19 protein-coding genes and 6 tRNA genes are annotated in these 20,273 nt (G+C 72.6%); 15 read left to right on the forward strand and 10 right to left on the reverse strand.

The window, feature by feature from the left end:
- Positions 1–102: 102 nt before the first annotated feature.
- The 4 genes from AB0O82_RS13015 to AB0O82_RS13030 form a co-directional block, all read right to left on the reverse strand.
- Positions 103–174: transfer RNA gene (locus AB0O82_RS13015), tRNA-Val, on the reverse strand.
- Between the two features lie 41 nt (positions 175–215).
- Positions 216–287, reverse strand: a tRNA-Val gene (locus tag AB0O82_RS13020).
- Positions 288–325: 38 nt separating this feature from the next.
- Positions 326–396: transfer RNA gene (locus AB0O82_RS13025), tRNA-Cys, on the reverse strand.
- A 40-nt stretch (positions 397–436) separates the two neighbouring features.
- Positions 437–509: transfer RNA gene (locus tag AB0O82_RS13030), tRNA-Gly, on the reverse strand.
- Between the two features lie 321 nt (positions 510–830).
- Here AB0O82_RS13030 and AB0O82_RS13035 point away from each other — a divergent pair.
- Genes AB0O82_RS13035 through AB0O82_RS13045 form a run of 3 tightly spaced genes read left to right on the forward strand, consistent with a single transcriptional unit; the run spans position 831 to position 3,659 of the window.
- Entirely contained in the window at positions 831–1,892 is a 1,062-nt protein-coding gene (locus AB0O82_RS13035) for a chorismate-binding protein (protein WP_363583033.1), read from the forward strand.
- Positions 1,893–1,930: 38 nt separating this feature from the next.
- Complete coding sequence (locus tag AB0O82_RS13040) at positions 1,931–2,761, forward strand: aminodeoxychorismate lyase (RefSeq protein ID WP_363583035.1); 831 nt, start codon at positions 1,931–1,933, stop codon at positions 2,759–2,761.
- 55 nt (positions 2,762–2,816) lie between these two features.
- Positions 2,817–3,659 (forward strand): GNAT family N-acetyltransferase, encoded by an 843-nt coding sequence (locus tag AB0O82_RS13045; RefSeq protein WP_363583037.1) that lies wholly within the window; start codon positions 2,817–2,819, stop codon positions 3,657–3,659.
- Positions 3,660–3,671: 12 nt separating this feature from the next.
- Here AB0O82_RS13045 and AB0O82_RS13050 read toward each other — a convergent pair whose 3' ends face one another.
- Positions 3,672–4,172, reverse strand: a complete 501-nt coding sequence (locus AB0O82_RS13050) for a DsbA family protein (protein WP_363583038.1) — start codon at positions 4,170–4,172, stop codon at positions 3,672–3,674.
- Between the two features lie 110 nt (positions 4,173–4,282).
- Here AB0O82_RS13050 and AB0O82_RS13055 point away from each other — a divergent pair, with 110 nt between their 5' ends.
- Positions 4,283–4,747, forward strand: coding sequence for a hypothetical protein (locus tag AB0O82_RS13055; RefSeq protein WP_363583040.1), 465 nt, complete (start codon positions 4,283–4,285; stop codon positions 4,745–4,747).
- Between the two features lie 43 nt (positions 4,748–4,790).
- Here AB0O82_RS13055 and AB0O82_RS13060 read toward each other — a convergent pair whose 3' ends face one another.
- Positions 4,791–5,360, reverse strand: a complete 570-nt coding sequence (locus AB0O82_RS13060) for a CGNR zinc finger domain-containing protein (RefSeq protein ID WP_063346822.1) — start codon at positions 5,358–5,360, stop codon at positions 4,791–4,793.
- Positions 5,361–5,764: 404 nt separating this feature from the next.
- On the reverse strand, positions 5,765–6,178 hold the full coding sequence (locus AB0O82_RS13065) for an SsgA family sporulation/cell division regulator (RefSeq protein ID WP_030056266.1): 414 nt from the start codon (positions 6,176–6,178) through the stop codon (positions 5,765–5,767).
- A gap of 195 nt (positions 6,179–6,373) precedes the next feature.
- Here AB0O82_RS13065 and AB0O82_RS13070 point away from each other — a divergent pair, with 195 nt between their 5' ends.
- The 3 genes from AB0O82_RS13070 to AB0O82_RS13080 all read left to right on the forward strand — a co-directional run bounded on the left by AB0O82_RS13070 (position 6,374) and on the right by AB0O82_RS13080 (position 7,243).
- Positions 6,374–6,811, forward strand: a complete 438-nt coding sequence (locus AB0O82_RS13070) for a TIGR02611 family protein (protein ID WP_363583042.1) — start codon at positions 6,374–6,376, stop codon at positions 6,809–6,811.
- Between the two features lie 78 nt (positions 6,812–6,889).
- Positions 6,890–6,961, forward strand: a tRNA-Val gene (locus AB0O82_RS13075).
- A 210-nt stretch (positions 6,962–7,171) separates the two neighbouring features.
- Positions 7,172–7,243: transfer RNA gene (locus AB0O82_RS13080), tRNA-Val, on the forward strand.
- 78 nt (positions 7,244–7,321) lie between these two features.
- Here the strand turns inward: AB0O82_RS13080 and AB0O82_RS13085 are convergent.
- On the reverse strand, positions 7,322–8,089 hold the full coding sequence (locus tag AB0O82_RS13085) for an exonuclease domain-containing protein (protein WP_363583044.1): 768 nt from the start codon (positions 8,087–8,089) through the stop codon (positions 7,322–7,324).
- A gap of 151 nt (positions 8,090–8,240) precedes the next feature.
- Here AB0O82_RS13085 and AB0O82_RS13090 point away from each other — a divergent pair, with 151 nt between their 5' ends.
- The 4 genes from AB0O82_RS13090 (at position 8,241) to AB0O82_RS13105 (ending at position 12,733) form a co-directional block, all read left to right on the forward strand.
- Positions 8,241–8,795, forward strand: a complete 555-nt coding sequence (locus tag AB0O82_RS13090) for a DUF4365 domain-containing protein (RefSeq protein ID WP_363583046.1) — start codon at positions 8,241–8,243, stop codon at positions 8,793–8,795.
- Positions 8,796–8,839: 44 nt separating this feature from the next.
- On the forward strand, positions 8,840–10,027 hold the full coding sequence (locus tag AB0O82_RS13095) for a hypothetical protein (protein WP_363583048.1): 1,188 nt from the start codon (positions 8,840–8,842) through the stop codon (positions 10,025–10,027).
- Between the two features lie 87 nt (positions 10,028–10,114).
- Complete coding sequence (gene thrS / locus AB0O82_RS13100) at positions 10,115–12,094, forward strand: threonine--tRNA ligase (RefSeq protein ID WP_363583050.1); 1,980 nt, start codon at positions 10,115–10,117, stop codon at positions 12,092–12,094.
- Between the two features lie 78 nt (positions 12,095–12,172).
- Positions 12,173–12,733 (forward strand): HIT domain-containing protein, encoded by a 561-nt coding sequence (locus AB0O82_RS13105; RefSeq protein ID WP_363583052.1) that lies wholly within the window; start codon positions 12,173–12,175, stop codon positions 12,731–12,733.
- Between the two features lie 69 nt (positions 12,734–12,802).
- Here the strand turns inward: AB0O82_RS13105 and AB0O82_RS13110 are convergent, their stop codons facing one another.
- Positions 12,803–14,443, reverse strand: coding sequence for a hypothetical protein (locus AB0O82_RS13110; RefSeq protein ID WP_363583054.1), 1,641 nt, complete (start codon positions 14,441–14,443; stop codon positions 12,803–12,805).
- Between the two features lie 206 nt (positions 14,444–14,649).
- On the opposite strand from AB0O82_RS13110, the gene AB0O82_RS13115 reads away from it, so the two are divergent.
- On the forward strand, positions 14,650–15,075 hold the full coding sequence (locus tag AB0O82_RS13115; RefSeq protein WP_363583056.1) for a DUF393 domain-containing protein: 426 nt from the start codon (positions 14,650–14,652) through the stop codon (positions 15,073–15,075).
- Here AB0O82_RS13115 and AB0O82_RS13120 read toward each other — a convergent pair.
- Entirely contained in the window at positions 15,063–17,111 is a 2,049-nt protein-coding gene (locus AB0O82_RS13120) for an elongation factor G-like protein EF-G2 (protein WP_363583058.1), read from the reverse strand. The genes AB0O82_RS13115 and AB0O82_RS13120 overlap by 13 nt on opposite strands.
- Before the next feature lie 255 nt (positions 17,112–17,366).
- Between AB0O82_RS13120 and pgsA the strand changes: the two genes are divergently transcribed.
- From pgsA to AB0O82_RS13135, 3 genes are read left to right on the forward strand one after another with little or no spacing between them, the layout of a single operon-like run.
- Positions 17,367–18,014 carry a phosphatidylinositol phosphate synthase gene (pgsA, locus tag AB0O82_RS13125; RefSeq protein WP_363583060.1) on the forward strand — a complete coding sequence of 216 codons (648 nt, stop codon included), beginning with the start codon at positions 17,367–17,369 and terminating at the stop codon, positions 18,012–18,014.
- A 16-nt stretch (positions 18,015–18,030) separates the two neighbouring features.
- Positions 18,031–19,017, forward strand: a complete 987-nt coding sequence (locus AB0O82_RS13130) for a phosphatidylinositol mannoside acyltransferase (RefSeq protein ID WP_363583062.1) — start codon at positions 18,031–18,033, stop codon at positions 19,015–19,017.
- A 40-nt stretch (positions 19,018–19,057) separates the two neighbouring features.
- Positions 19,058–20,242, forward strand: a complete 1,185-nt coding sequence (locus AB0O82_RS13135; protein ID WP_363583064.1) for a glycosyltransferase family 4 protein — start codon at positions 19,058–19,060, stop codon at positions 20,240–20,242.
- The last annotated feature ends 31 nt before the right edge of the window (positions 20,243–20,273 follow it).

Here is a 20,273-nt window from a genome sequence, read left to right on the forward strand (position 1 = left end):
GGGATTGAACCAGTGACCCCTACCGTGTCAAGGTAGTGCTCTCCCGCTGAGCTAATCGCGCCTGGTGTGGCGGTCCTGCAGCAGACCCCGAAGGACCCGACGTGCGCGATACTGGGATTGAACCAGTGACCCCTACCGTGTCAAGGTAGTGCTCTCCCGCTGAGCTAATCGCGCCTGGTGTGGCGGTCCTGCAGCAGACCCCGAAGGATCCGACGTGCGCGATACTGGGATTGAACCAGTGACCCCTACCGTGTCAAGGTAGTGCTCTCCCGCTGAGCTAATCGCGCGGGGAGGTCTTCCGGTCGGAACCGGTCGAACCTCTCGGAGGTGGAGACGGGATTTGAACCCGTGTACACGGCTTTGCAGGCCGTTGCCTCGCCTCTCGGCCACTCCACCAGGCAACACACGAAGAACGATCTTACACTGTTCTCCATCGAGCGGACGACGAGATTCGAACTCGCGACCCTCACCTTGGCAAGGTGATGCTCTACCAACTGAGCCACGTCCGCCTGTCTCCCGGGACCTTCACCGCTTTTCTTCGGCTGCGCTCCCTGGCGACGTGTTGAACTCTAGCGGATTCCCGGGCCAGCTAAAAATCCGTTCCCGCAGCGTGCCGATGGGATGCCCACCGAGCGCCTCCCCGCCGACCCCTCGGCCCGGCCACCGGCCGCCACCTGCGGCGCTTCCGGACGATCATCCGCAGGCCACCCGGCGCACACCCGCGCGACGCCGGGCGCTGCTCACGCCCCTGCGTCACACCCCCGCGCCGGGCCCGCACCCCGGACCTACACTTCAGGCACCGCCGCCCAGCACCACCGCGCAGGAGAACCGTGTCCGGCCCCACCGAACCCAGCACCCCGCTCGCCCGCTTCGGCGGCCGCCTGGCCACCGGGCTGCGCGACGTCACCTCGGACCCGGCCGCCCTGGACTCCACCGGCTACTGGGCCGTCGCCTACGACTTCGAGGGCCGGCTGACCTGCGCCCGCTTCGACGACGTCCGCCCCGCCCCCGCGCCGCCCTCGGGCGCCGGCTGGCGCGGACCGGGGGCCGGCGACTGGCACAGCTCCCTGGACCGCTCCGCCTACACCGCGGGCGTACGCCGCATCCGTGAACACATAGCCGCCGGCGAGGTCTACCAGGCGAACCTCTGCCGCGTGCTGTCCGCACCGCTGCCCGACCCGGCCCGCAGCGACGTCGACGCCCTCACCGGCCTCCTCGCCCACGGCAACCCCGCCCCCTACGCCGGCACCATCCGCCTGCCCGCGTACGGTGTCGAGATCGCCACCGCCTCGCCCGAGCTGTACCTGCGCCGCGCCGGCCGCACCGTCTCCTCCGGCCCGATCAAGGGCACCGGCCGCACCGAGGACGACCTCCTCGACAAGGACCACGCCGAGAACGTGATGATCGTGGACCTGGTCCGCAACGACCTCGGGCAGGTCTGCGCGACCGGCAGCGTCACCGTCCCCGACCTGTGCGCCGTCGAGAAGCACCCCGGCCTGGTCCACCTGGTGTCCACCGTCGAGGGCACCCTGCGCGAGGGCGCCGGCTGGCCCGAGCTGCTCGCCGCCACCTTCCCGCCCGGCTCCGTCACCGGCGCCCCCAAGTCCAGCGCCCTGCGGATCATCGACGCCCTGGAGACCGCCCCGCGCGGCCCGTACTGCGGCGCCGTCGGCTGGGTCGACGCCGACCGCGGCGAGGGCGAACTCGCCGTCGGCATCCGCACCTTCTGGCTCGACCGGACCGACCCCGAGGCGCCCGTGCTGCGCTTCGGCACCGGCGCCGGCATCACCTGGGGCTCCGACCCCGACCGCGAGTGGGCGGAAACCGAACTGAAGGCCGCCCGCCTGGTCGCGATAGCGTCGGGCAGCGATATCGACCCGACGGGCGCATGAACCGCCCCGCCCCCACCTCGTCCTAGGAGCAGCCCTCGATGCAGAACCCGACCACGAGCTGGGTCAACGGGGCGCTCGTCGACTCCGCCGACGCCGCCGTCTCGGTCCTCGACCACGGACTCACCACCGGCGACGGGGTGTTCGAGACCATGAAGGCCACCGACGGCCGGGCCTTCGCGGTCACCCGGCACCTCGACCGGCTCACCCGCTCCGCCCGCGGCCTCGGCCTGCCCGACCCGGACCACGACCTGGTCCGCGAGGCCTGCGCCCAGGTCCTCGCCGCCAACCCGGCCCCGCTCGGCCGCCTGCGCGTCACCTACACCGGCGGCACCTCACCGCTCGGCTCCGAGCGCGGCACCGCAGGCCCCACCCTCGTCGTCGCCCTCGGCGCGATCAACCGCCGCCCCGACGAGACCGCCGCCGCCGTCGTCCCGTGGCGCCGCAACGAGCACAGCGCTGTCGCAGGCCTCAAGACCACCTCGTACGCCGAGAACGTCGTCGCCCTGGCCGCCGCCCACCGCGCCGGCGCCTCGGAGGCCCTGCTCGCCAACACCGCCGGCCTGCTCTGCGAGGGCACCGGCTCCAACGTCTTCGTCGTCCTCGGCGGTCGCCTGCTCACCCCCACCCTCGGCTCCGGCTGCCTGGCCGGCATCACCCGTCAGCTGGTCGTCGACTGGTGCGGTGCCGAGGAGAACGACCTGCCGCTCAGCGCCCTCCGGGACGCCGACGAGGTCTTCCTCACCTCCACCACCCGTGACGTCCAGGCCGTGACCCGGGTGGACGACCGCGAGCTGCCCGGCATCGGCCCCGTCACCGCCAAGGCCATGGCCGTCTTCGCCGAACGCAGCGGCGACGACCTCGACCCGTGATCCCCGAAGCGGCAACCAGGGCATAGGGGCCCGGGCGCGGGGAAGGGACCACCACATGACCACGACGCTGCGCCCCGAGGGCCCGGAGACACCCACCGACGCCGGCGGCCGCACCAGGCGCTGGCAGATCTGCGCCAACGGCCGCCAGGTCGGCGCGCTGCGCACCACCGCCATCCCGCACGGCAGCCAACTCTGGGGCGAGATATCGGAGTTGGAGGTCAGGGAAGGCCGCGGTCGGGGCCGCGGCACGTTCGGCGCGCTGGCCGCGGAGGAGGTGCTGCGCAACTGGGACTGCACCCGGGTGGACGCCAACATCCCCGAGACGGCGCGGATCGCCCGGGGGCTCGCCACCACCCTCGGCTACACCGAGCGGATGCGGAACCTGGCCAAGCGGCTGACCACCGCCCCCGCCCTGCCCGCCGGCATCACCGCCGACCGGATCGAGCCCCCGGAGTTCCAGGCCTGGCTCGACCGGGCCGCCCGGGGTTACCTCCGCTCGCTCGTGGAGTCCGGACTCAGCGAGGAGCAGGCCCGCGCCAGGTCCCACCTGGACCACCAGCGCCAGCTCCCGCAGGGCGCCGACAGCCCGGGCGTCGCTCTGCGCCGCCTGCGCGCGGACGGTGAAGCCGAGCCGCTCGGCTCGCTCTGGGTGGACTTCCACCGGCGCGACCTGCCGAACGGCGGGCCGCTCGCCTGGGTGATGACCGTCGAGGTGTCCCCGGCCCACCGGGGCCGGGGCCACGGCCGCACGCTGATGCTGTTCGCCGAGCGCGAGTGCCTGGCCGCCGGCGTGCGCGACCTCGGCCTCAACGTGTTCGCCGGGAACGAGGTCGCGATCCGCCTCTACGCCTCGCTCGGTTACCGGGTCACCAACCGCATCTACGGAAAGCCGCTGTGACCCGACATGACGTCAGGAAGCCGCCGCCGCCTCGATGGCGGCCACGATGCGGTCCCGCAGGCCGTCCTGGCTCTGCCCGCCGTCCAGCCGCTGCCCGCCGATCACGTACGTCGGCGTACCGGTGACCCCGATCGCCCGGCCCTCGGCCTGGTCGGCGTCCACGGTGAGCATGTGCCGGCCGTCGATCAGCGCGGTGTCGACCTCCTCGACGTCCACCCCGACCGCCCGGGCCACCTCCAGCAGCACCTGCTGCCCGCGGGCGTCCAACTCCTCGACCCGGGCCAGCAGCGCCTCCACGAACGGCCAGCCCAGCCCCTGCGCGAACGCCTCCTCGGCGGCCTCCGCGGCCGCGTAGGCGTGCTTGTGCTTCTCCAGCGGGAAGTGGCGGACCTCGACGGGCAGCGCGTCGCCGTACCGCGCGCGCAGCGCCCGTACGTCGTCCAGCGCGGTGCGGCAGTCCGGACACTGGAGGTCGCACCAGAACTCGAGCCGGGGGAGGGAACCATCGATCATTCCCCCAGTGTTTCACTAGTGGGCGCCCGCTCCGGCCGACGGTGCGCCCCTGCGAAGGCCGACAGGGAGGCAGTGATGACCAGGACGACCGGAAGCGAAGGAGTACTGCCGTGCTGACGGCGGCGACCAGCTTCGCGCTCACGGCGGGCGGGGTGGCCGTGGCCGGCCTGCGGGCCTACCGGCGGCGGTTCCTGTCCGCGACCCGCTGGTTCGCGGTGGCCCTGGTGCCCGCCGGGCTCTACCTGACCGGCCTGTTCCCGGTGGCCCGGACGATCGGCAGCGAGTTCGCCGACTGGGCGACGAGGCTGGTGTTCGACCCCCGGGTCTGGACCGGCATCGTGCTGCTCGGCCTCTCCGCGCTCCTGCTGGTGACGACGCGCTGGGTGGGCCGCCGGGGCGCCGTGGACGCCGCCCCGGACCGCCCGGCGGCCGCCGGTGCCGCGCCCGAGCGCCCGGCGGTGGCGGCCACCCCGCCGAAGAAGCCGGCGACGGGCAAACCCGCGGCGGGCAAGCGGGACGACGGCCTCGGCGACTTCTCCGACATCGAGGAGATCCTCCGCAAGCGCGGCATCTGAGCGGCATCCGAACGCGGCATCCGAACCCCCGCGGGGGTCGGCGTCAGGCGGAGGGCACGGCCTCCGCCGAGCGCTGCCGTGCCCGGTAGGCGGCGACGTGCAGCCGGTTGCCGCAGGTGCGGCTGTCGCAGTAGCGCCGGGAGCGGTTGCGGGAGAGGTCCACGAAGACCCGGGCACAGTCCGGCGCCTCGCACCGGCGCAACCGCTCCCGCTCGCCCGCCATCAGGATGAAGGCCAGCGCCATGCCCAGCTCGGCGGCGAGGTGGTCGCCGAGCGCGGCGTGCGGCGCGAAGTAGTGGATGTGCCAGTCGTGGTGGTCGTGGTTGGTCAGCCGCGGCGTCGTACCGGCGGCCGCGACGATCCGGTTGACCAGTTCGGCGGCCTCGGCGGTGGACTCCGTCCCGAACACCTCCCGCAGCCGGGTGCGCAGCTCGTGCACCTTGCGCAGGTCGTTCTCGGTGAGCGAGTCGATCTCGCTGATCTCCTGGCCGACCACGAAGGCGTCCAGCGCGGCCACGTCCGGCAGCCGCTCGGTGCCGCACACCTCGGGCGCGGTGTTGAGCAGCTCGACGAGGATGCTCAGCGCGCACTCGGTGTCATGGGTGATCAGCACGTTGGGGACTCCTCGCGCAGGGGGACTCCGGAACCCCGCGTCCACGGTTACCCCAGACCATACCGGGCCGTGCGGCGGAAGGGCGGCGGGTTCTTTCGAAGGCGTGTACGGATTCCGTCAGAGTGCCGTGAAGCGGACGGCGTCCGGGCGGCCGGGCCCGCGAAGGACCCCCCGAAATGCCGAGGGCGCCCGGCAGCGAGGCCGGCCACCCGTATGGATGGCCGGCCTCGTTGCCGGGCGCCTGCAGTGTCGCGGACCCGATCCGGTGGGATCGGGCCGTCCACCGGCCCCGAGGCCGCGTCGCGCGCGGCTGAGTTGCTGCCGTGCCCCCGAGTAGGACGGCAGCGGTGACGGCAGGAGGTACCACCCCGCCGATGGCGGGGCGTGACCGCCTCCGGGCGGGATCAGCTTTCGGCGAGGATGTGGGACAGCTCCCGGTCGAGGTCGAAGTGGCGGTGTTCGGTGCCGGGGGGCACCGCGGCGTCCGTCCGCTTGAGAAATGACTCAAGCGCCCGGGCCGGGGCTTCGAGCAGGGCTTCTCCTTCCGGAGAGCTCAGCGCGATGCAGACCACCCCTTGCCCGTGGCTGCGGGACGGCCAGACCCGGACGTCGCCGGTACCGGTCGGTCGGTGCAGCCCCTCCGCGAGGAGATCTCGGGCGAACACCCACTCCACGGTCTCGTCGGCGCCCGTGTGGAACGTGGCGTGCACGGCGTAGGGGTCGGCGGTGTCGTAGCGCAGGCCCGCGGGGACGGGCAGTGAGGACTCGCTGGACACGATGAGGCGCAGGTGCAGCTCGCAGCTGACCGTGGTGTTCATAAGCGCCATGGCCTTTCGCTCAGTGTGCGCTCGGGGAATCGCACGTCGGCGAACGGACCATCCCACCCCCAAGCCCGATGTAAACCCCTCTGTCCCGATTCGGGCGCGAGTCGTACCCCTTACGGCGCATTGCGGAATCATCCCGGAGTGGCCCGGTCGGGCATTACCGGGCCGCTTCTTGGTTAGTTTCCTGGCATGACTGTGCGAAACGACAAGACGGCCAAGAACACGGGATCGGGTGAACCGGTCACGGCGGATGACGCGGCCGGCTCCCGCGCCCCGGCGTTCGTCCGCCGCTCGCGGCCGCTGCACCTCACCTGGCAGGTGGCGATCTTCCTGGCCGGCCTCGCCGTGGTCGTCCTCGGCGTGATCATGCTGCCGCTGCCCGGCCCCGGCTGGGTGGTGATCTTCCTGGGCATGGGGGTCTGGGCCACCGAGTTCGACTGGGCCCGGCTGGTGCTGCGGTGGAGCCGCCGCAAGGTCGCCGAGGCCGCCCACCGCGCCCTGGACCCGCGGGTGCGCCGCCGCAACCTCACCGTCACCGCCATCGGCCTCGCCGCGGTCGTCGGGATCGGCGGCTGGTACTTCACCCGCTACGGCCTGGCCGTCCCCTGGACGGCGGGCGAGAGCTGAGCGGCCCGGGGCCGGGGGCTGCCGTGACCAGGGTGTTCGGACCACCCTCCGGGATGCGGTAATGTTTTCCCTGCACCCGGGCGATTAGCTCAGCGGGAGAGCACTTCGTTCACACCGAAGGGGTCACTGGTTCGATCCCAGTATCGCCCACCGGAATGCATTGTGATACGTGAGGCCCAGCCGATTATCGGCTGGGCCTCACGTGTATTTCCGGAATCCATCCGAAGAACCATCCGGAATGCGACTGAGGCTCAGTCATCTTCCGCGTGGAGCGCGAGTTCTGCGGATGCGCCAGCAGTACCCGGAAGGGACGAGTTGTACGACGACCGCCAAATGGTGCTACAGTTCTTCTCGTTGCCCGGGCGATTAGCTCAGCGGGAGAGCACTTCGTTCACACCGAAGGGGTCACTGGTTCGATCCCAGTATCGCCCACCGGACAGCACGCAGGCCCTGACCAGGAAACCGGTCAGGGCCTGCGGCGCGTTCGGGACCGGCGCCTGCCGGCCGCCGCTACGCCGCCGCCTCGCAGCCGTGCTCGGGCTCCAGCCGGCGGCCGCAGCCGCACCGGGCCGGCCGCAGCGGCCAGGAGGGGTCCACCCGCTCCGGCGTCCCCGACCGGTCGAACCAGTTCTGCAGCCCCCGCGCCTGCGCCGCGTGCCAGACCGCCTGCCGCAGGTGTAGCTCCGCCGCCGTCAGTTCGCCCAGCGCCGCCGGGTAGCGGGCGCCTATCCGCCGGGTCAGCGCCAGCGCCGCCGTCGCGTCCGCCGCCGCGTCGTGCGCCCCGGCCAGCTCCACGCCGTAGTGCGCGCACAGGTCGGTCAGCGTTCGACGGCCCTTGCGGTAGCGGTCCACGTGCTTGTCCAGCACCCGCGGATCCAGCACCACCAGCCCGGCCGTGCCCACCCCGCCGGTCAGCGTCAGCCCGTGATGGCGGCGCAGCTCCCGGTCCAGCAGCGTCAGGTCGTACGGCGCGTTCATCACCACCACCGGGCGCCCGGCCCGCGCCTGGTCCGCCAGCGCGCGGGTGACCTCCGCCACCACCGCGCCGACCGGGCGGCCGTGCGTCCGGGCGTGCTCGTCGGTGATGCCGTGCACCGCCCGGGCGCCGTCCGGGATCGGGACGCCCGGATCGGCGAGCCAGGTGGTGGTCTGCACCGGCCGACCCGGGGCGAGTTGGACGACCAGGGCGGCCGAGACGATCCGATCGGACTCGACGTCCACGCCGGTGGTCTCGGTGTCGAAGGAGGCGAGTGGGCCGGTGTACCAGTGCTGCTGCATGACTGCCCCTCAGGCGAGCGTTCCGCGCGCCCGGTTGATACCCGGTTCTGACACCCGTTCAACCGTTTGGCGCAAGCCCGACCGGGGATCCTGCCCGTGGGCCCGCCGTTCCGATCCGGACGGGCCCGGAGCAGGGGGAGGCCACGGGGCGATGGCACTGACGCAGCCGCAGCCCGAGGAGGCGGCGGCCGTTCTACGGGGAAACCTGGCGGTCACCGCCTGCATGGAGACGCTGCAGGTCGGCTACCTGCACGCGGTCGCCGCTGCGGCCGGCTGCTCGCTCTCCCAGCCGTTCCCGGACAACGGGATCGACTGGCAGGTCAGCCACGGCTCCCGGGCGCACGAGGTGGACGACGAGGTCACCATCAAGATCCAGCTGAAGGCCACCCAGCAGATCGCGGCCGATCCGACCGGGCCGTTCTTCAGCTTCACCCTCGACAACGACCACCTGCGCAAGCTCGCCCGGGCGAGGGTCGCCGTGCCGCGCATCCTGGTCGTGATGCTGCTGCCGCGGCGGGTCGACCGCTGGCTGCACGCCCGCCCGGACGCGCTGGAACTGCGGCACTGCTGTTACTGGGTCAACCTGGCCGGCCACCCGGTCACCGGACAGCGGCGCACCAACGTGCGGGTCCCCACCGGCAAGGTCTTCGACGACCGCGCGCTCTGCGACATCATGGCCCGGGTCGGCGCGGGTGGCAGCCCGTGACCGCCCGCCCCGGTCCCGGCCCCCGGCAGCGAGGAGCAGCACCCATGACACCGCCGCACGCACCCGGCGAGCCGGTCCAGGCCCTGCCCGACCCCGCCGCCGTCGACCCGGCGGTGCTCGCCACCCTGCTCGCCCGGCACGGCTGGGTCCGGCGAGGCGGCCCCGCCGCCCGCTACGGCCGCTGGACGCCGCCCGACGACGAGTCCGGCACCAGCGTCCTCGTCCCCGCCGGGGACGGCTTCGACGACGCCGTCGACCTCCTCGCCGACGCCGTCACCGCGCTGTCCCGCTCCTCCACCCCGTCCGCCCGAGCCATCCTGCTCGCACTGGCCGTCCCCGGCGACGAACTGCGTTGGCACCGGGAGCCGGCCGGCCCCGCCGAGGCCGCCACCTGGGACGACGCCGAGCAGCTCCAGCGGGCGGCCCGCGCGATGCTCGCCGCCGGGGCCAAGGCCGGCCGGGCCACGGCCGCCTACTTCGGCGCCCGGCTGGACGCGCACGCCGGGGACTTCCTGGACCGCGTCCTGGTCGTCGAGCAGGGCGCCGCCCTCACCGCCTACACCCCCGCGCCCGAGGGCCGGGCCGCCGTCACCACCCTGGTCCGCGCCCTGGAGGCACTGCGCGACGCCGTCGACTACCGCCGGGTCAGCGGGGGGCCCGAGGCCTTCGAGAACGCCGTCCAGGCCGGAGTCAGCCGGGAACTCGTCCAGTCCGTGGAGGACCTGGTCCGCGGCGCGACGGCGGCCCGGTTGACCGTCGCCTGGTCCGCCGCCGCGGGGACCCCGGGCGGCTTCGGGGACCGCCGGGTCGTCCTCGACTTCTCGCCCGGCGACCTGCCCGCCCTGACCGAGGCCGCCGAACTGCTCGAACGGATCGAGCCCGCCGTCGCCGTCACCGTCGTCGGCGTGGTCGTCCGGCTCAAGCGCGCCGACCCGGCCGGACCGGGCGCGGTGCGGCTGCGCGTCCTCGGCGGCGCCGAAGTCCGCGAACTCAAGCTCCGCCTGCCCGACCCCGACTACCGGCTCGCCGCCGAGGCCCACCTCGCGGGCCTGCCGGTCCGGGTCGCCGGCCGGCTGGAGAGCCGCGGCGGCTTCCGCCGGCTCACCCGGCCGCAGGGCCTGGAACTGTGCGGCTGGGAGGACGCCGACCGCGAGCGGCTGCTGAAGTCCCTCGGCGAGGGACTAGGGGAAGAGCTCGACGGAGGCCTCGGGGAAGGGGGAGAGGGGGCGTAGGTGCGCGGCCGGGTCGGCGCGCTCGGTACCATCGTCACGCGCAGCGCAGTGTTGCGTCCTCTGAATCCAGCACGTCAGGAGAGACCGGTGACGGACGTCCGGGTAATCATCAACCGCGAACCCGATCGGGAAGAGCGCGTGGTGACCACGGGCACTACGGCCGCCGAGCTCTTCGCCGACGACCGCTCGATCATCGCCGCCCGCGTCGGCGGCCAGCTCAAGGACCTCGCGTACGCCGTCCAGGACGGCGACGAGGTCGAGCCGGTCGCGATCGGCAGCAAGGACGGCCTGGACATCCTGCGCCACTCCACCGCGCACGTCATGGCGCAGGCCGTGCAGCAGCTCTACCCCGAGGCCAAGCTCGGCATCGGCCCGCCGGTCAAGGACGGCTTCTACTACGACTTCGACGTCGAGAAGCCCTTCCACCCCGATGACCTCAAGGCCATCGAGAAGCGGATGCAGGAGATCATCAAGCGCGGGCAGAAGTTCTCCCGCCGCGTGGTCACCGACGAGTCCGCCCGCGAGGAGCTGGCCGCCGAGCCGTACAAGCTGGAGCTGATCGGCCTCAAGGGCTCCGCCGCCACCGCCGGCGAGGGCGCCGACGTCGAGGTCGGCGCCGGCGAGCTCACCATCTACGACAACCTGGACGCCAAGACCGGCGAGCAGTGCTGGGGCGACCTCTGCCGCGGCCCGCACCTGCCCAGCACCCGGTACATCCCGGCGTTCAAGCTGATGCGCAACGCGGCCGCCTACTGGCGCGGCAGCGAGAAGAACCCGATGCTGCAGCGCATCTACGGGACCGCCTGGCCCACCAAGGACGAGCTCAAGGCCCACCTCGACTTCCTGGTCGAGGCCGAGAAGCGCGACCACCGCAAGCTCGGCAACGAGCTCGACCTCTTCTCCATCCCCGAGGAGATCGGCTCCGGCCTCGCCGTCTTCCACCCCAAGGGCGGCATCATCCGCCGGGCGATGGAGGACTACTCGCGCAAGCGGCACGAGGAGGAGGGCTACGAGTTCGTCTACACCCCGCACGCCACCAAGGGGAAGCTCTTCGAGAAGAGCGGCCACCTCGACTGGTACGCGGACGGTATGTACCCGCCCATGCAGCTCGACGAGGGCGTGGACTACTACCTCAAGCCGATGAACTGCCCGATGCACAACCTGATCTTCGACGCGCGCGGCCGCTCGTACCGTGAACTGCCGCTGCGCCTCTTCGAGTTCGGGACGGTGTACCGCTACGAGAAGTCCGGCGTGGTGCACGGCCTGACCCGCGCCCGCGGCTTCACGCAGGACGACGCGCACATCTACTGCACCCGCGAGCAGATGGCGGAGGAGCTCGACTCGACGCTGACCTTCGTGCTCAACCTGCTGCGCGACTACGGTCTGACCGACTTCTACCTGGAGCTGTCGACCAAGGACCCGGTCAAGTACGTCGGCTCGGACGAGACCTGGGAGGAGGCCACCGCCGTCCTCGCCAGCGTGGCCGAGAAGCAGGGGCTGCCGCTGGTGCCGGACCCGGGCGGCGCGGCCTTCTACGGCCCGAAGATCTCGGTCCAGGCGCGCGACGCGATCGGCCGGACCTGGCAGATGTCGACGATCCAGCTCGACTTCAACCTCCCCGAGCGTTTCGATCTCGAGTACACGGCGGCGGACGGCTCGCGCCAGCGGCCGGTCATGATCCACCGCGCGCTGTTCGGCAGCATCGAGCGGTTCTTCGCGGTGCTGCTGGAGCACTACGCCGGCGCCATGCCGCCGTGGCTGGCCCCGGTCACCGTGACCGGCATCCCGATCACCGACGAGCACGTGCCGTACCTGCTGGAGGTCGCGGCCGGGCTGAAGAAGCACGGGATCCGGGTCGAGGTGGACACCTCGGACGACCGCATGCAGAAGAAGATCAGGAACGCTCAGAAGAGCAAGGTTCCGTACATGCTGATCGCCGGCAACGACGACGTCGAGGCGGGCGCGGTGTCCTTCCGGTACCGCAACGGCGAGCAGAAGAACGGCGTGCCGGTGGCGGACGCCGTCGCCGAGATCGTGGACGCGGTGAGGAACCGCGTCCAGGTGTGACGCCTTCGGACCACCACGCGCGGGGCGGGCTCTCGATGAGTCCGCCCCGCGCGGCTTTGCAAGCAGCGTTGGGCGAATATGCTGATCAGCATGACGACTGAGCCGGAACTGCAGCGGGGCGTCGGGGAGCCGGACGGCTTCCGCCGCCTGTGGACCCCCCATCGGATGGCCTACATCCAGGGTGAGAACAAGCCCACCGGTCCGGCTCCGGACGACGGTTGTCCATTCTGCTCGATCCCCGCGCTGAGCGACGAGGACGGGCTGGTCATCGCCCGGGGCGGCGCCGTGTTCGCGGTGCTGAACCTGTACCCGTACAACGGCGGCCACTTGATGGTGGTCCCGTACCGGCACGTCGCGGACTACACCGACCTGGACGAGGCGGAGACGGCCGAGCTGGCCGACTTCACCAAGCGGGCGATGACCGCGCTGCGGGCGGCCTCGGGGGCGCACGGGTTCAACATCGGGATGAACCAGGGCGCGGCGGCCGGTGCCGGGATCGCGGCGCACCTGCACCAGCACGTGGTGCCGCGCTGGGGCGGGGACACCAACTTCATGCCGGTGGTCGGCCACACCAAGGTGCTGCCGCAACTGCTGGCGGACACCCGGAAGATGCTGGCCGAGGCCTGGCCGCAGGACTGATCGGGAACGCCGGAGGGGCCCGTCACCGCTGAGTCGGTGGCGGGCCCCTCCGGCGTGCGCGGGCCGTGGTCACTCGAACTGGTCGACCTTGTACGGGCGGGTGCCCTGGGCCTCGGACTTGATGATCGAGGCGCGGTTCTTGAAGCGGTCGGTGTCCAGGTCGTGCTCCTCCAGGAACTCCAGGGTGGCGGCGTGCACGGCGCCGAGGACCGGGACGGAGGCGTTGAGCGCGTTGTCGGTCATGAACCGGCTGCCCCACGGCGGGCTCGCCCAGGCGTGCCGGAAGCCGAACGGCTCGGGCAGGCCCAGGCCGCCGCCGAGCCAGGAGAGCAGCCCGGGGGCGCGGGTGAGCGGCGCGCGCAGGGCCTGGCGGACCACCTCGTCGTTGTCGATCAGGGGGAGCTTGACGGTGCGCTCCTCCCAGAACTTGCCGGTCTTCTGGACGGTCTTCTCCTTGGCCGAGGGCTTGTCGGAGAAGACGCCGTTGACCGGGCCGAGCGCGTAGCCGGCGACGGTGACGGTGAGGGTGTTGGCGAGCAGGGTGACGGTGACGGTGAAGGTGATGATCAGCTTGCCGTCGAAGGTGATGAACTGGGTGGCGAGGTAGTGCCGGGGGCCGCCGCCGGCGAAGGTCTGCTTGTCGGCGATGGTCTGGAGGGCGAAGTCGCGCATCCGGTCGCCGTCCATGTCGGCGTTGCCGGGGCGGGAGATCTCATCGGCGTTCTCGCCGATTTCGAGGACCGCCCACTGCTTGACCGTGATGTTGGTCATCCCGCTGTTGGCGACCTCGCTGACGGCGAGCCCCTTGAGGTGCGAGGAGATCTTCCGGACGAGGTCCCAGGGGTGGAAGGCGCGGAAGTCGGAGTGGCCCGCGGCGGGGCGCATCACGTCGACCAGGCGCCATTCGCCCCAGCGCTTGCCGACGCCGAGGATGCCCTTGGGACCGGCGTAGTGCTGGACGTTGGTCTCCTGCTCGGCCTCCATGCGGGCGAGCTTGTCGCGCAGGTCGACGGCCTTCTTGTCGAGGTCGTCGCGGGGGACGGCCTTGGAGACGGTGGCGGCGACGGAGCTGCCCTCGGCGAGGGCGAGCCAGCGCTCGCGGAGCTCCTTGGTGGAGCGCAGCACGATGCGTCGGGCGAGGATCCCGCCGATGATGGGCGGGATCATGGCGACGCGCAGGTAGACGCCGAGCGGGCCGTGGGCGGGGGGCTTGACGAGGAACAGGACGGAGACCACGGCTGCGGCCAGGAGCGCGAGGGCGCCGTAGAGCTCGTCCTGGAGGGCCTTGCCCTTCATGAGGTAGATGCGCAGGTAGAACGCACCGATCCAGATCAGGGTGCCGGGCAGGGCGAGCAGGCCGAAGAGCACGGTGACCACGGTGAGCTTGCGGTCCCGCGCGGCCCGCAACTCCTGTGCGGCCAGGCAGTGTTCGACGATCTGGCGGGTGTCGGTGCCGAACGAGGGCACGATCGGCTTGCGCCCGGCACCGACGGTGCGGGAGATGACGGCGGCGCTGAACGCCTCGCCGAGGTTCGCCTCGAAGAGTTTGAACCGGGGCTTCTTGTGGGTCGCGGCGGTGACCTTGCCGACGAAGTCCTCGATCTTGCCGTCGCGGTACGCGACCGAGGAGAGCGCCGGGGTGACTCCGGTTTGCGGCCCGGCGTCGGTGCGGGGTATCTGCGCACCCGGAGTCATGTCGAGTGTGGTCACGGTGGCGTCCCCTCCTCCCCTTGTCAGCGGCAGGTTATCGTGCCGCGGTGTCGCCGCGCGCATGATCGTCTGAAGTGCCGTCACGATCGGGCCGCGCCTGGGCTTGAGAGGCATGATGCCCAGCTTCGGGCTGGTCGATACCCGGTCGGCGGCGGTCGTCGGGGTGGTGCAGGATGGCCGTGACGGCCAGGAAGGGAGCCCGGGCGATGGATCCGGTGTTGGTGTTCGACGGGGACTGTTCGTTCTGTTCGTCCTGCGTGCGGTGGGCGGAGCGCTATCTGCGGCAGACGCTGGCCTCGGGGGGCTGGGACGCGGTGCCGTTCCAGTTCGAGGACCTGGCGGCGCTGGACGCGCGCGCGGGCGGGCTGGGCGAGGTGACCGCGGAGCGGGCGGAGCGCGAGGTGCTGTGGGTGACGCCGACGGGCCGGGTGTACGGGGGTGCGCAGGCGGTGGCGCGGCTGCTGATGCGTTCGGGCGGGGCGTGGGCGTACCTGGGGGCGGTGCTGGCGTCGGCGCCGGTGCGGCCGGTGGCGGGCCTGGCGTACCGCTGGGTGGCGCGCAACCGGCACCGGATGCCGGGGGGTACGGCGGCGTGCGCGCTGCCGCGGCGGCAGGGCGCTCAGTCGGTGTAGCGGGTGGCCAGGGCGGTCGGCATGGGTTCGTGGCGCAGGTAGGCGCGGGAGAACTCGGCGGTGCCGTGGGTGAGTGAGCGCAGGTCGACCGGGTAGCGGACGAGTTCGAGTTCGGGGACCTCGGCGCGCAGCAGGGTCAGGCCGGGGCCGCCGGTCTCGGTGCCGAGGACGCGGCCGCGGCGGGCGGAGAGGTCGCCGAGTACGGCGCCGAGGTAGTCGTCGGGCAGCAGGACGGCGACGGCGGCGACGGGTTCGAGCAGCCGGATGACGGCGTGTTCGGCGGCGTCGCGCAGGGCGAGGGCGGCGGCGGCCTGGAAGGACGCGTCGGAGGAGTCCACGGAGTGGGCCTTGCCGTCGGTGAGGGTGACCCGGACGTCGACGAGCGGGTGGCCGGTGGCGACGCCCTTGGCGAGCTGGGCGCGCAGGCCCTTCTCGACGGAGGGGATGAAGTGCTTGGGGACGGCGCCGCCGACGACGTGCTCCTGGAACTCGAAGCCGGAGCCGGCCGGGAGGGGTTCGACCTCCAGGTCGCAGATGGCGTACTGGCCGTGGCCGCCGGACTGCTTGACGAGCCGGCCGTGGCCGGCGGCGGCGGTGCCGAAGGTCTCGCGGAGGGCGACCTGGGGTTCGACGGTGTCGACGTGGACGCCGTGCCGGGTGCGCAGGCGGTCGAGGACGACCTCGGCGTGGGCCTCGCCGGTGCACCAGAGGACGAGCTGGTGGGTGTCGGGGTTCTGTTCGAGGCGTAGGGCCGGGTCCTCGGCGGTGAGGCGGGTGAGGGCCTGGGAGAGCTTGTCGTCGTCGGCCTTGCTGTGGGCTTCGACGGCGATCGGGAGCAGGGGCTCGGGGAGGGCCCAGCCGGCGAGGTCGACGGGGTGGCCGGGGTCGTGGACGGTGTCGCCGGCGCGGGCGGTGGTGAGCTTGGCGATGCAGACGAGGTCGCCGGCGACGGCGTGCGGGACGGGCCGCTGGAGCTTGCCGAAGGGGCTGCTGAGGGCGGTGACGCGTTCGTCGCCGTTCTGGTCGGCGCTGTGGGTGGGGCCGGCGAGGTGGATGCGGGTGTCGGGACGCAGGGTGCCGGCGTACAGGCGCAGCAGGCTGATCCGGCCGACGTAGGTGTCGCCGGTGACGCAGACGACCTGGGCGGCGAGCGGGGCGTCGGGGTCGCAGTCGGGGGCGGGGCGGGTGCGTTCGCCGGGGTCGGGGAAGGTGTGGACGATCAGGTCGAGGAGTTCGGTGGCGCCGAGGCCGTTCTCGCTGGTGGGGACGGCGGGGTGGAGGGCGCAGCTGAGGACTTCGCGGCGCAGGCCGGCTTCGAGGGCGTCGGTGTCGAGGGTGTCGCCGGAGAGGTAGCGCTCCATGAGCGTGTCGTCCTGGCCGGAGATGGCCTCGACGAGGCTGTCGTGGGCCGGCCCGGTGTCGGGCAGCGGGGCGGCCCGGCCGTAGGTGTCGCCGGTGAGCAGGTCGACGCTGCCGTCGGGGCGGCCGTCGTGGAGGACGGGCAGGAAGAGCGGGCGGAGGGTGTCGGGGCCCAGGTCGAAGGCGTCGTGGCAGGCGGTGAGGATGTCGTCGAAGCCGGTGCGGGCGAGGTCGAGTTTGGCGACGGCGATGGCGCGCGGGATGCCTTCGGCGGCGCACTCGCGCCAGAGTGCGCGGGTGGGGGCGGTGACGGGGTCGGTGGCGGAGACGACGAAGACGGCGGCGTCGGCGGCGTGCAGGGCGGCGCGCAGGTCGGCGGTGAAGTCGGGGTGGCCGGGCGGGTCGATCAGGTTGATCTTGACGCCCTTCCATTCGAGCGGGAGCAGCGAGAGCTGGACGGAGCGCTGCTGGTGGTGCTCGATGTCCTCGTGGTCGGAGACGGTGGTGCCGTCGGTGACGCGACCGGCCCGGCCGGTGGCGCCGGCGGCGAGGGCGAGGGATTCGGCGAGCATGGTCTTGCCCACACCGCTGGAGCCGATGAGGACGACGTTGCGCAGGTCCCGGGGGGCGGTGACGGCGGGTGCCTGGGCGGCTCGTGCCGTGCTGCGGTCGGGCATCGGGGTCTCCTCCCGTCGCGCCGGGGCTGTCCTTCGAAAGTGTAGGTGCGGGTGCTGCGGCGGCGCGTGTCGTACGGGTGGGCGGTGACCGTCCGTGTGTGGGACGTGGCCGGGGTGTCGTCGGGCGGTGCGTGCGACGGAGCGTGCCTCCGGCCTGGCTACGATGGGTGGGCCGGACGGGCTGATCCGTCCGGCCGTCTGCCGCGCGTGTTGCGCCAGGCGGGTACCAGGGAGATCGGAGCGGTCGGGAAGGCCATGCTCAACAAATACGCGCGTGCCTTCTTCACACGTGTTCTGACCCCGTTCGCCGCGTTCCTGATCCGGCTGGGCGTGAGCCCGGACGCCGTGACGCTGATCGGTACGGCCGGTTCGGTGGCCGGTGCGCTGGTGTTCTTCCCCCGCGGGGAGTTCTTCTGGGGCACCATCACGATCACGCTGTTCATCTTCTCGGACCTGGTGGACGGGAACATGGCCCGCCAGCTGGGCCGGAGCACCAGGTGGGGGGCGTTCCTGGACTCCACGCTGGACCGGGTCGCGGATGCGGCGATCTTCGGTGGTCTGGCGATGTGGTACGCGGGCAAGGGTGACGACAACCTGCTGTGCGCGGTGGCGATCTGCTGCCTGGCGAGCGGGCTGGTGGTGTCGTACACCAAGGCGCGGGCGCAGAGCCAGGGGCTGCCGTGCGACGTGTCGGGGCTGGTGGAGCGGGCCGAGCGGCTGGTGGCCAGCCTGGTGGCGGCCGGGGTCGCGGGTCTGCACAAGTTCGGGGTGCCGTACGTGGAGTGGCTGCTGCCGGTGGCGCTGTGGCTGGTGGCGGTGGGCAGTCTGGTGACGGTGTTCCAGCGCATGCTGACCGTGCGCCGGGAGGCGTTCGAGGCCGACCGAGCGGCGGCCGGGAGCTGATGGGGGGCGTCCTGCGGTGACGGACCGACTGGTGTACTGGGCGTACGCGCTGGGCTGGGCGGTGCTGAAGCACCTGCCGGAGCGGGTGGCGCGGGGCCTGTTCGACCGGCTGGCGGACCACGCCTGGCGCCGGCGGGGCAAGCGGGTGCTCCAGTTGGAGGCGAACCTGCGCCGGGTCCGTCCGGGACTGGACGAGGCGGGCCTGCGGGCGCTGTCCCGGGCCGGGATGCGTTCGTACCTGCGGTACTGGATGGAGTCGTTCCGGCTGCCGGTCTGGAGCAGGGAGCGGGTGGCCCGGGATGTCCGGTCGGAAGGCCTGGAGAACCTGCGCGCGCCGATCGAGGCCGGTCGGGGCGCGGTGATCGCGCTGCCGCACATGGGCAACTGGGACCTGGCGGGCACCTGGGTGGCGCAGCTGGGCTTCCCGTTCACCACGGTCGCGGAGCGGTTGAAGCCGGAGCGGCTGTTCGACCGGTTCGTGGAGTTCCGGGAGGGCCAGGGCATGGAGGTCCTGGCGTTGACCGGGGGCGGGATGAACGTGATCGGCACGCTGGCGCGACGGCTGCGCGAGGGCCGGCTGGTCTGCCTGGTGGGGGACCGGGACCTCTCGGAGGCGGGCGTGGAGGTGTCGTTCTTCGGGGAGGCGACCCGGATGCCGGCCGGTCCGGCGGCGCTGTGCCAGCGCACCGGGGCGGCGCTGCTGCCGGTGACGCTCTGGTACGACGGCCCGGTGATGCGGGCGCGGATCCACCCCGAGGTGCCGGTGCCGCAGGAGGGCGACCGCAAGGAGCGGACGCAGGTGATGACGCAGGCGCTGGCGCAGGTGTGGGAGGAGGCGATCCGCGAGCACCCCGAGGACTGGCACATGCTGCAGCGGTTCTGGCTGGCCGACCTCCCGGTCCGTGAGACGGTGGAGGAGGCGGCCGCGCCGCACTCCGAGGCGGCCCGGGCGGCCGCGCCGGAGCCGGCCGGCGAGCCGGCGGCCGAGGCCTCCGGGTCCTGATCCCGGCCAGCAGGAGTACCCGAAGGAGCATGAGGAACCCGTGAAGATCGGCATCGTCTGCCCGTACGACTGGGACGTCCCCGGTGGGGTGCAGTTCCACATCCGGGACCTGGCCGAGCACCTGATCGGTCTGGGCCACGAGGTCTCGGTGCTGTCGCCGGCCGAGGACGAGGAGGCGCTGCCGCCGTACGTGGTCGGCGCCGGGCGGGCGGTGGCGGTGCCGTACAACGGGTCGGTGGCGCGGCTGAGCTTCGGCGTCCTGTCGGCGGCGCGGACGCGGCGGTGGTTGCACGAGGGCCGGTTCGACATCCTGCACGTGCACGAGCCGGCCGCGCCGAGCGTGTCGATGCTGGCCGCCTGGTCGGCGTCCGGGCCGATGGTGGGGACGTTCCACACCTCCAACCCGCGCTCGCGGGCGATGATCGCGGCCTCGCCGATCCTGCAGCCCGGCCTGGAGAAGATGCGGGCCCGGATCGCGGTGTCGGAGTACGCCCGGCGGACGCTGGTGGAGCACCTGGGCGGCGACGCGGTGGTGATCCCGAACGGCGTGGACGTCGGCTTCTTCGCGGACGCCGAGCCGGATGAGCGCTGGTGCGGCGGTGCGGCGGCCGGGGAGCCGGGCACGATCGGCTTCGTCGGCCGCATCAACGAGCCGCGCAAGGGCCTGCCGACGCTGCTGGCGGCGCTGCCGAAGATCCTGGCCGAGCGGCCGGGCGTGCGGCTGCTGGTGGCGGGCAAGGGGGACGAGGAGGAGGCCGTCGCCGGCCTGGCGCCGGAGGTCCGCCGTCAGGTGGAGTTCCTCGGCATGGTGAGCGACCGCGACAAGGCCCGGCTGCTGCGCAGCGTGGACCTGTACGTGGCGCCGAACACCGGTGGCGAGAGCTTCGGGATCATCCTGGTCGAGGCGATGTCGGCGGGCGCCCCGGTGCTGGCCAGCGACCTGGACGCGTTCAAGCAGGTGCTGGACGGCGGGGACGCGGGCGAGCTGTTCCCGGTGGAGGACGCGGACGCGCTGGCCGCTGCGGCGCTGCGGCTGCTGGGCGATCCGGGGCGGCTGGGGGAGCTGAGCAAGGCCGCCTCGCGGTACGTGCGGCGGTTCGACTGGTCGACGGTCGGCGCGGACATCCTGGCGGTGTACGAGACGGTGGCGGCGGGGGCCGCGGCGGTGGTCGAGGAGGACGTGCGCGGCGGCCGGCGCGGCCGGTTCGGGCTGGCCCGGGACTGAGGCCGGCGGGCCCGGGACTTTTCCGGGGTGT

The organism is Kitasatospora sp. NPDC088264 (assembly GCF_040685715.1).
Classification (GTDB): domain Bacteria; phylum Actinomycetota; class Actinomycetes; order Streptomycetales; family Streptomycetaceae; genus Kitasatospora.

Bases quoted from the DNA above. Each gene is read 5' to 3' on its own strand.
- pgsA (WP_363583060.1), top strand. From the start codon at position 17,367: ATGCTCAACAAATACGCGCGTGCCTTCTTCACACGTGTTCTGACCCCG.
- AB0O82_RS13090 (WP_363583046.1), top strand. From the start codon at position 8,241: ATGGCACTGACGCAGCCGCAGCCCGAGGAGGCGGCGGCCGTTCTACGG.
- AB0O82_RS13045 (WP_363583037.1), top strand. From the start codon at position 2,817: ATGACCACGACGCTGCGCCCCGAGGGCCCGGAGACACCCACCGACGCC.
- AB0O82_RS13065 (WP_030056266.1), bottom strand. From the start codon at position 6,178: ATGAACACCACGGTCAGCTGCGAGCTGCACCTGCGCCTCATCGTGTCC.
- AB0O82_RS13115 (WP_363583056.1), top strand. From the start codon at position 14,650: ATGGATCCGGTGTTGGTGTTCGACGGGGACTGTTCGTTCTGTTCGTCC.
- AB0O82_RS13120 (WP_363583058.1), bottom strand. From the start codon at position 17,111: ATGCCCGACCGCAGCACGGCACGAGCCGCCCAGGCACCCGCCGTCACC.
- AB0O82_RS13040 (WP_363583035.1), top strand. From the start codon at position 1,931: ATGCAGAACCCGACCACGAGCTGGGTCAACGGGGCGCTCGTCGACTCC.
- AB0O82_RS13070 (WP_363583042.1), top strand. From the start codon at position 6,374: ATGACTGTGCGAAACGACAAGACGGCCAAGAACACGGGATCGGGTGAA.
- AB0O82_RS13105 (WP_363583052.1), top strand. From the start codon at position 12,173: ATGCTGATCAGCATGACGACTGAGCCGGAACTGCAGCGGGGCGTCGGG.
- AB0O82_RS13095 (WP_363583048.1), top strand. From the start codon at position 8,840: ATGACACCGCCGCACGCACCCGGCGAGCCGGTCCAGGCCCTGCCCGAC.
- AB0O82_RS13085 (WP_363583044.1), bottom strand. From the start codon at position 8,089: ATGCAGCAGCACTGGTACACCGGCCCACTCGCCTCCTTCGACACCGAG.
- AB0O82_RS13050 (WP_363583038.1), bottom strand. From the start codon at position 4,172: ATGATCGATGGTTCCCTCCCCCGGCTCGAGTTCTGGTGCGACCTCCAG.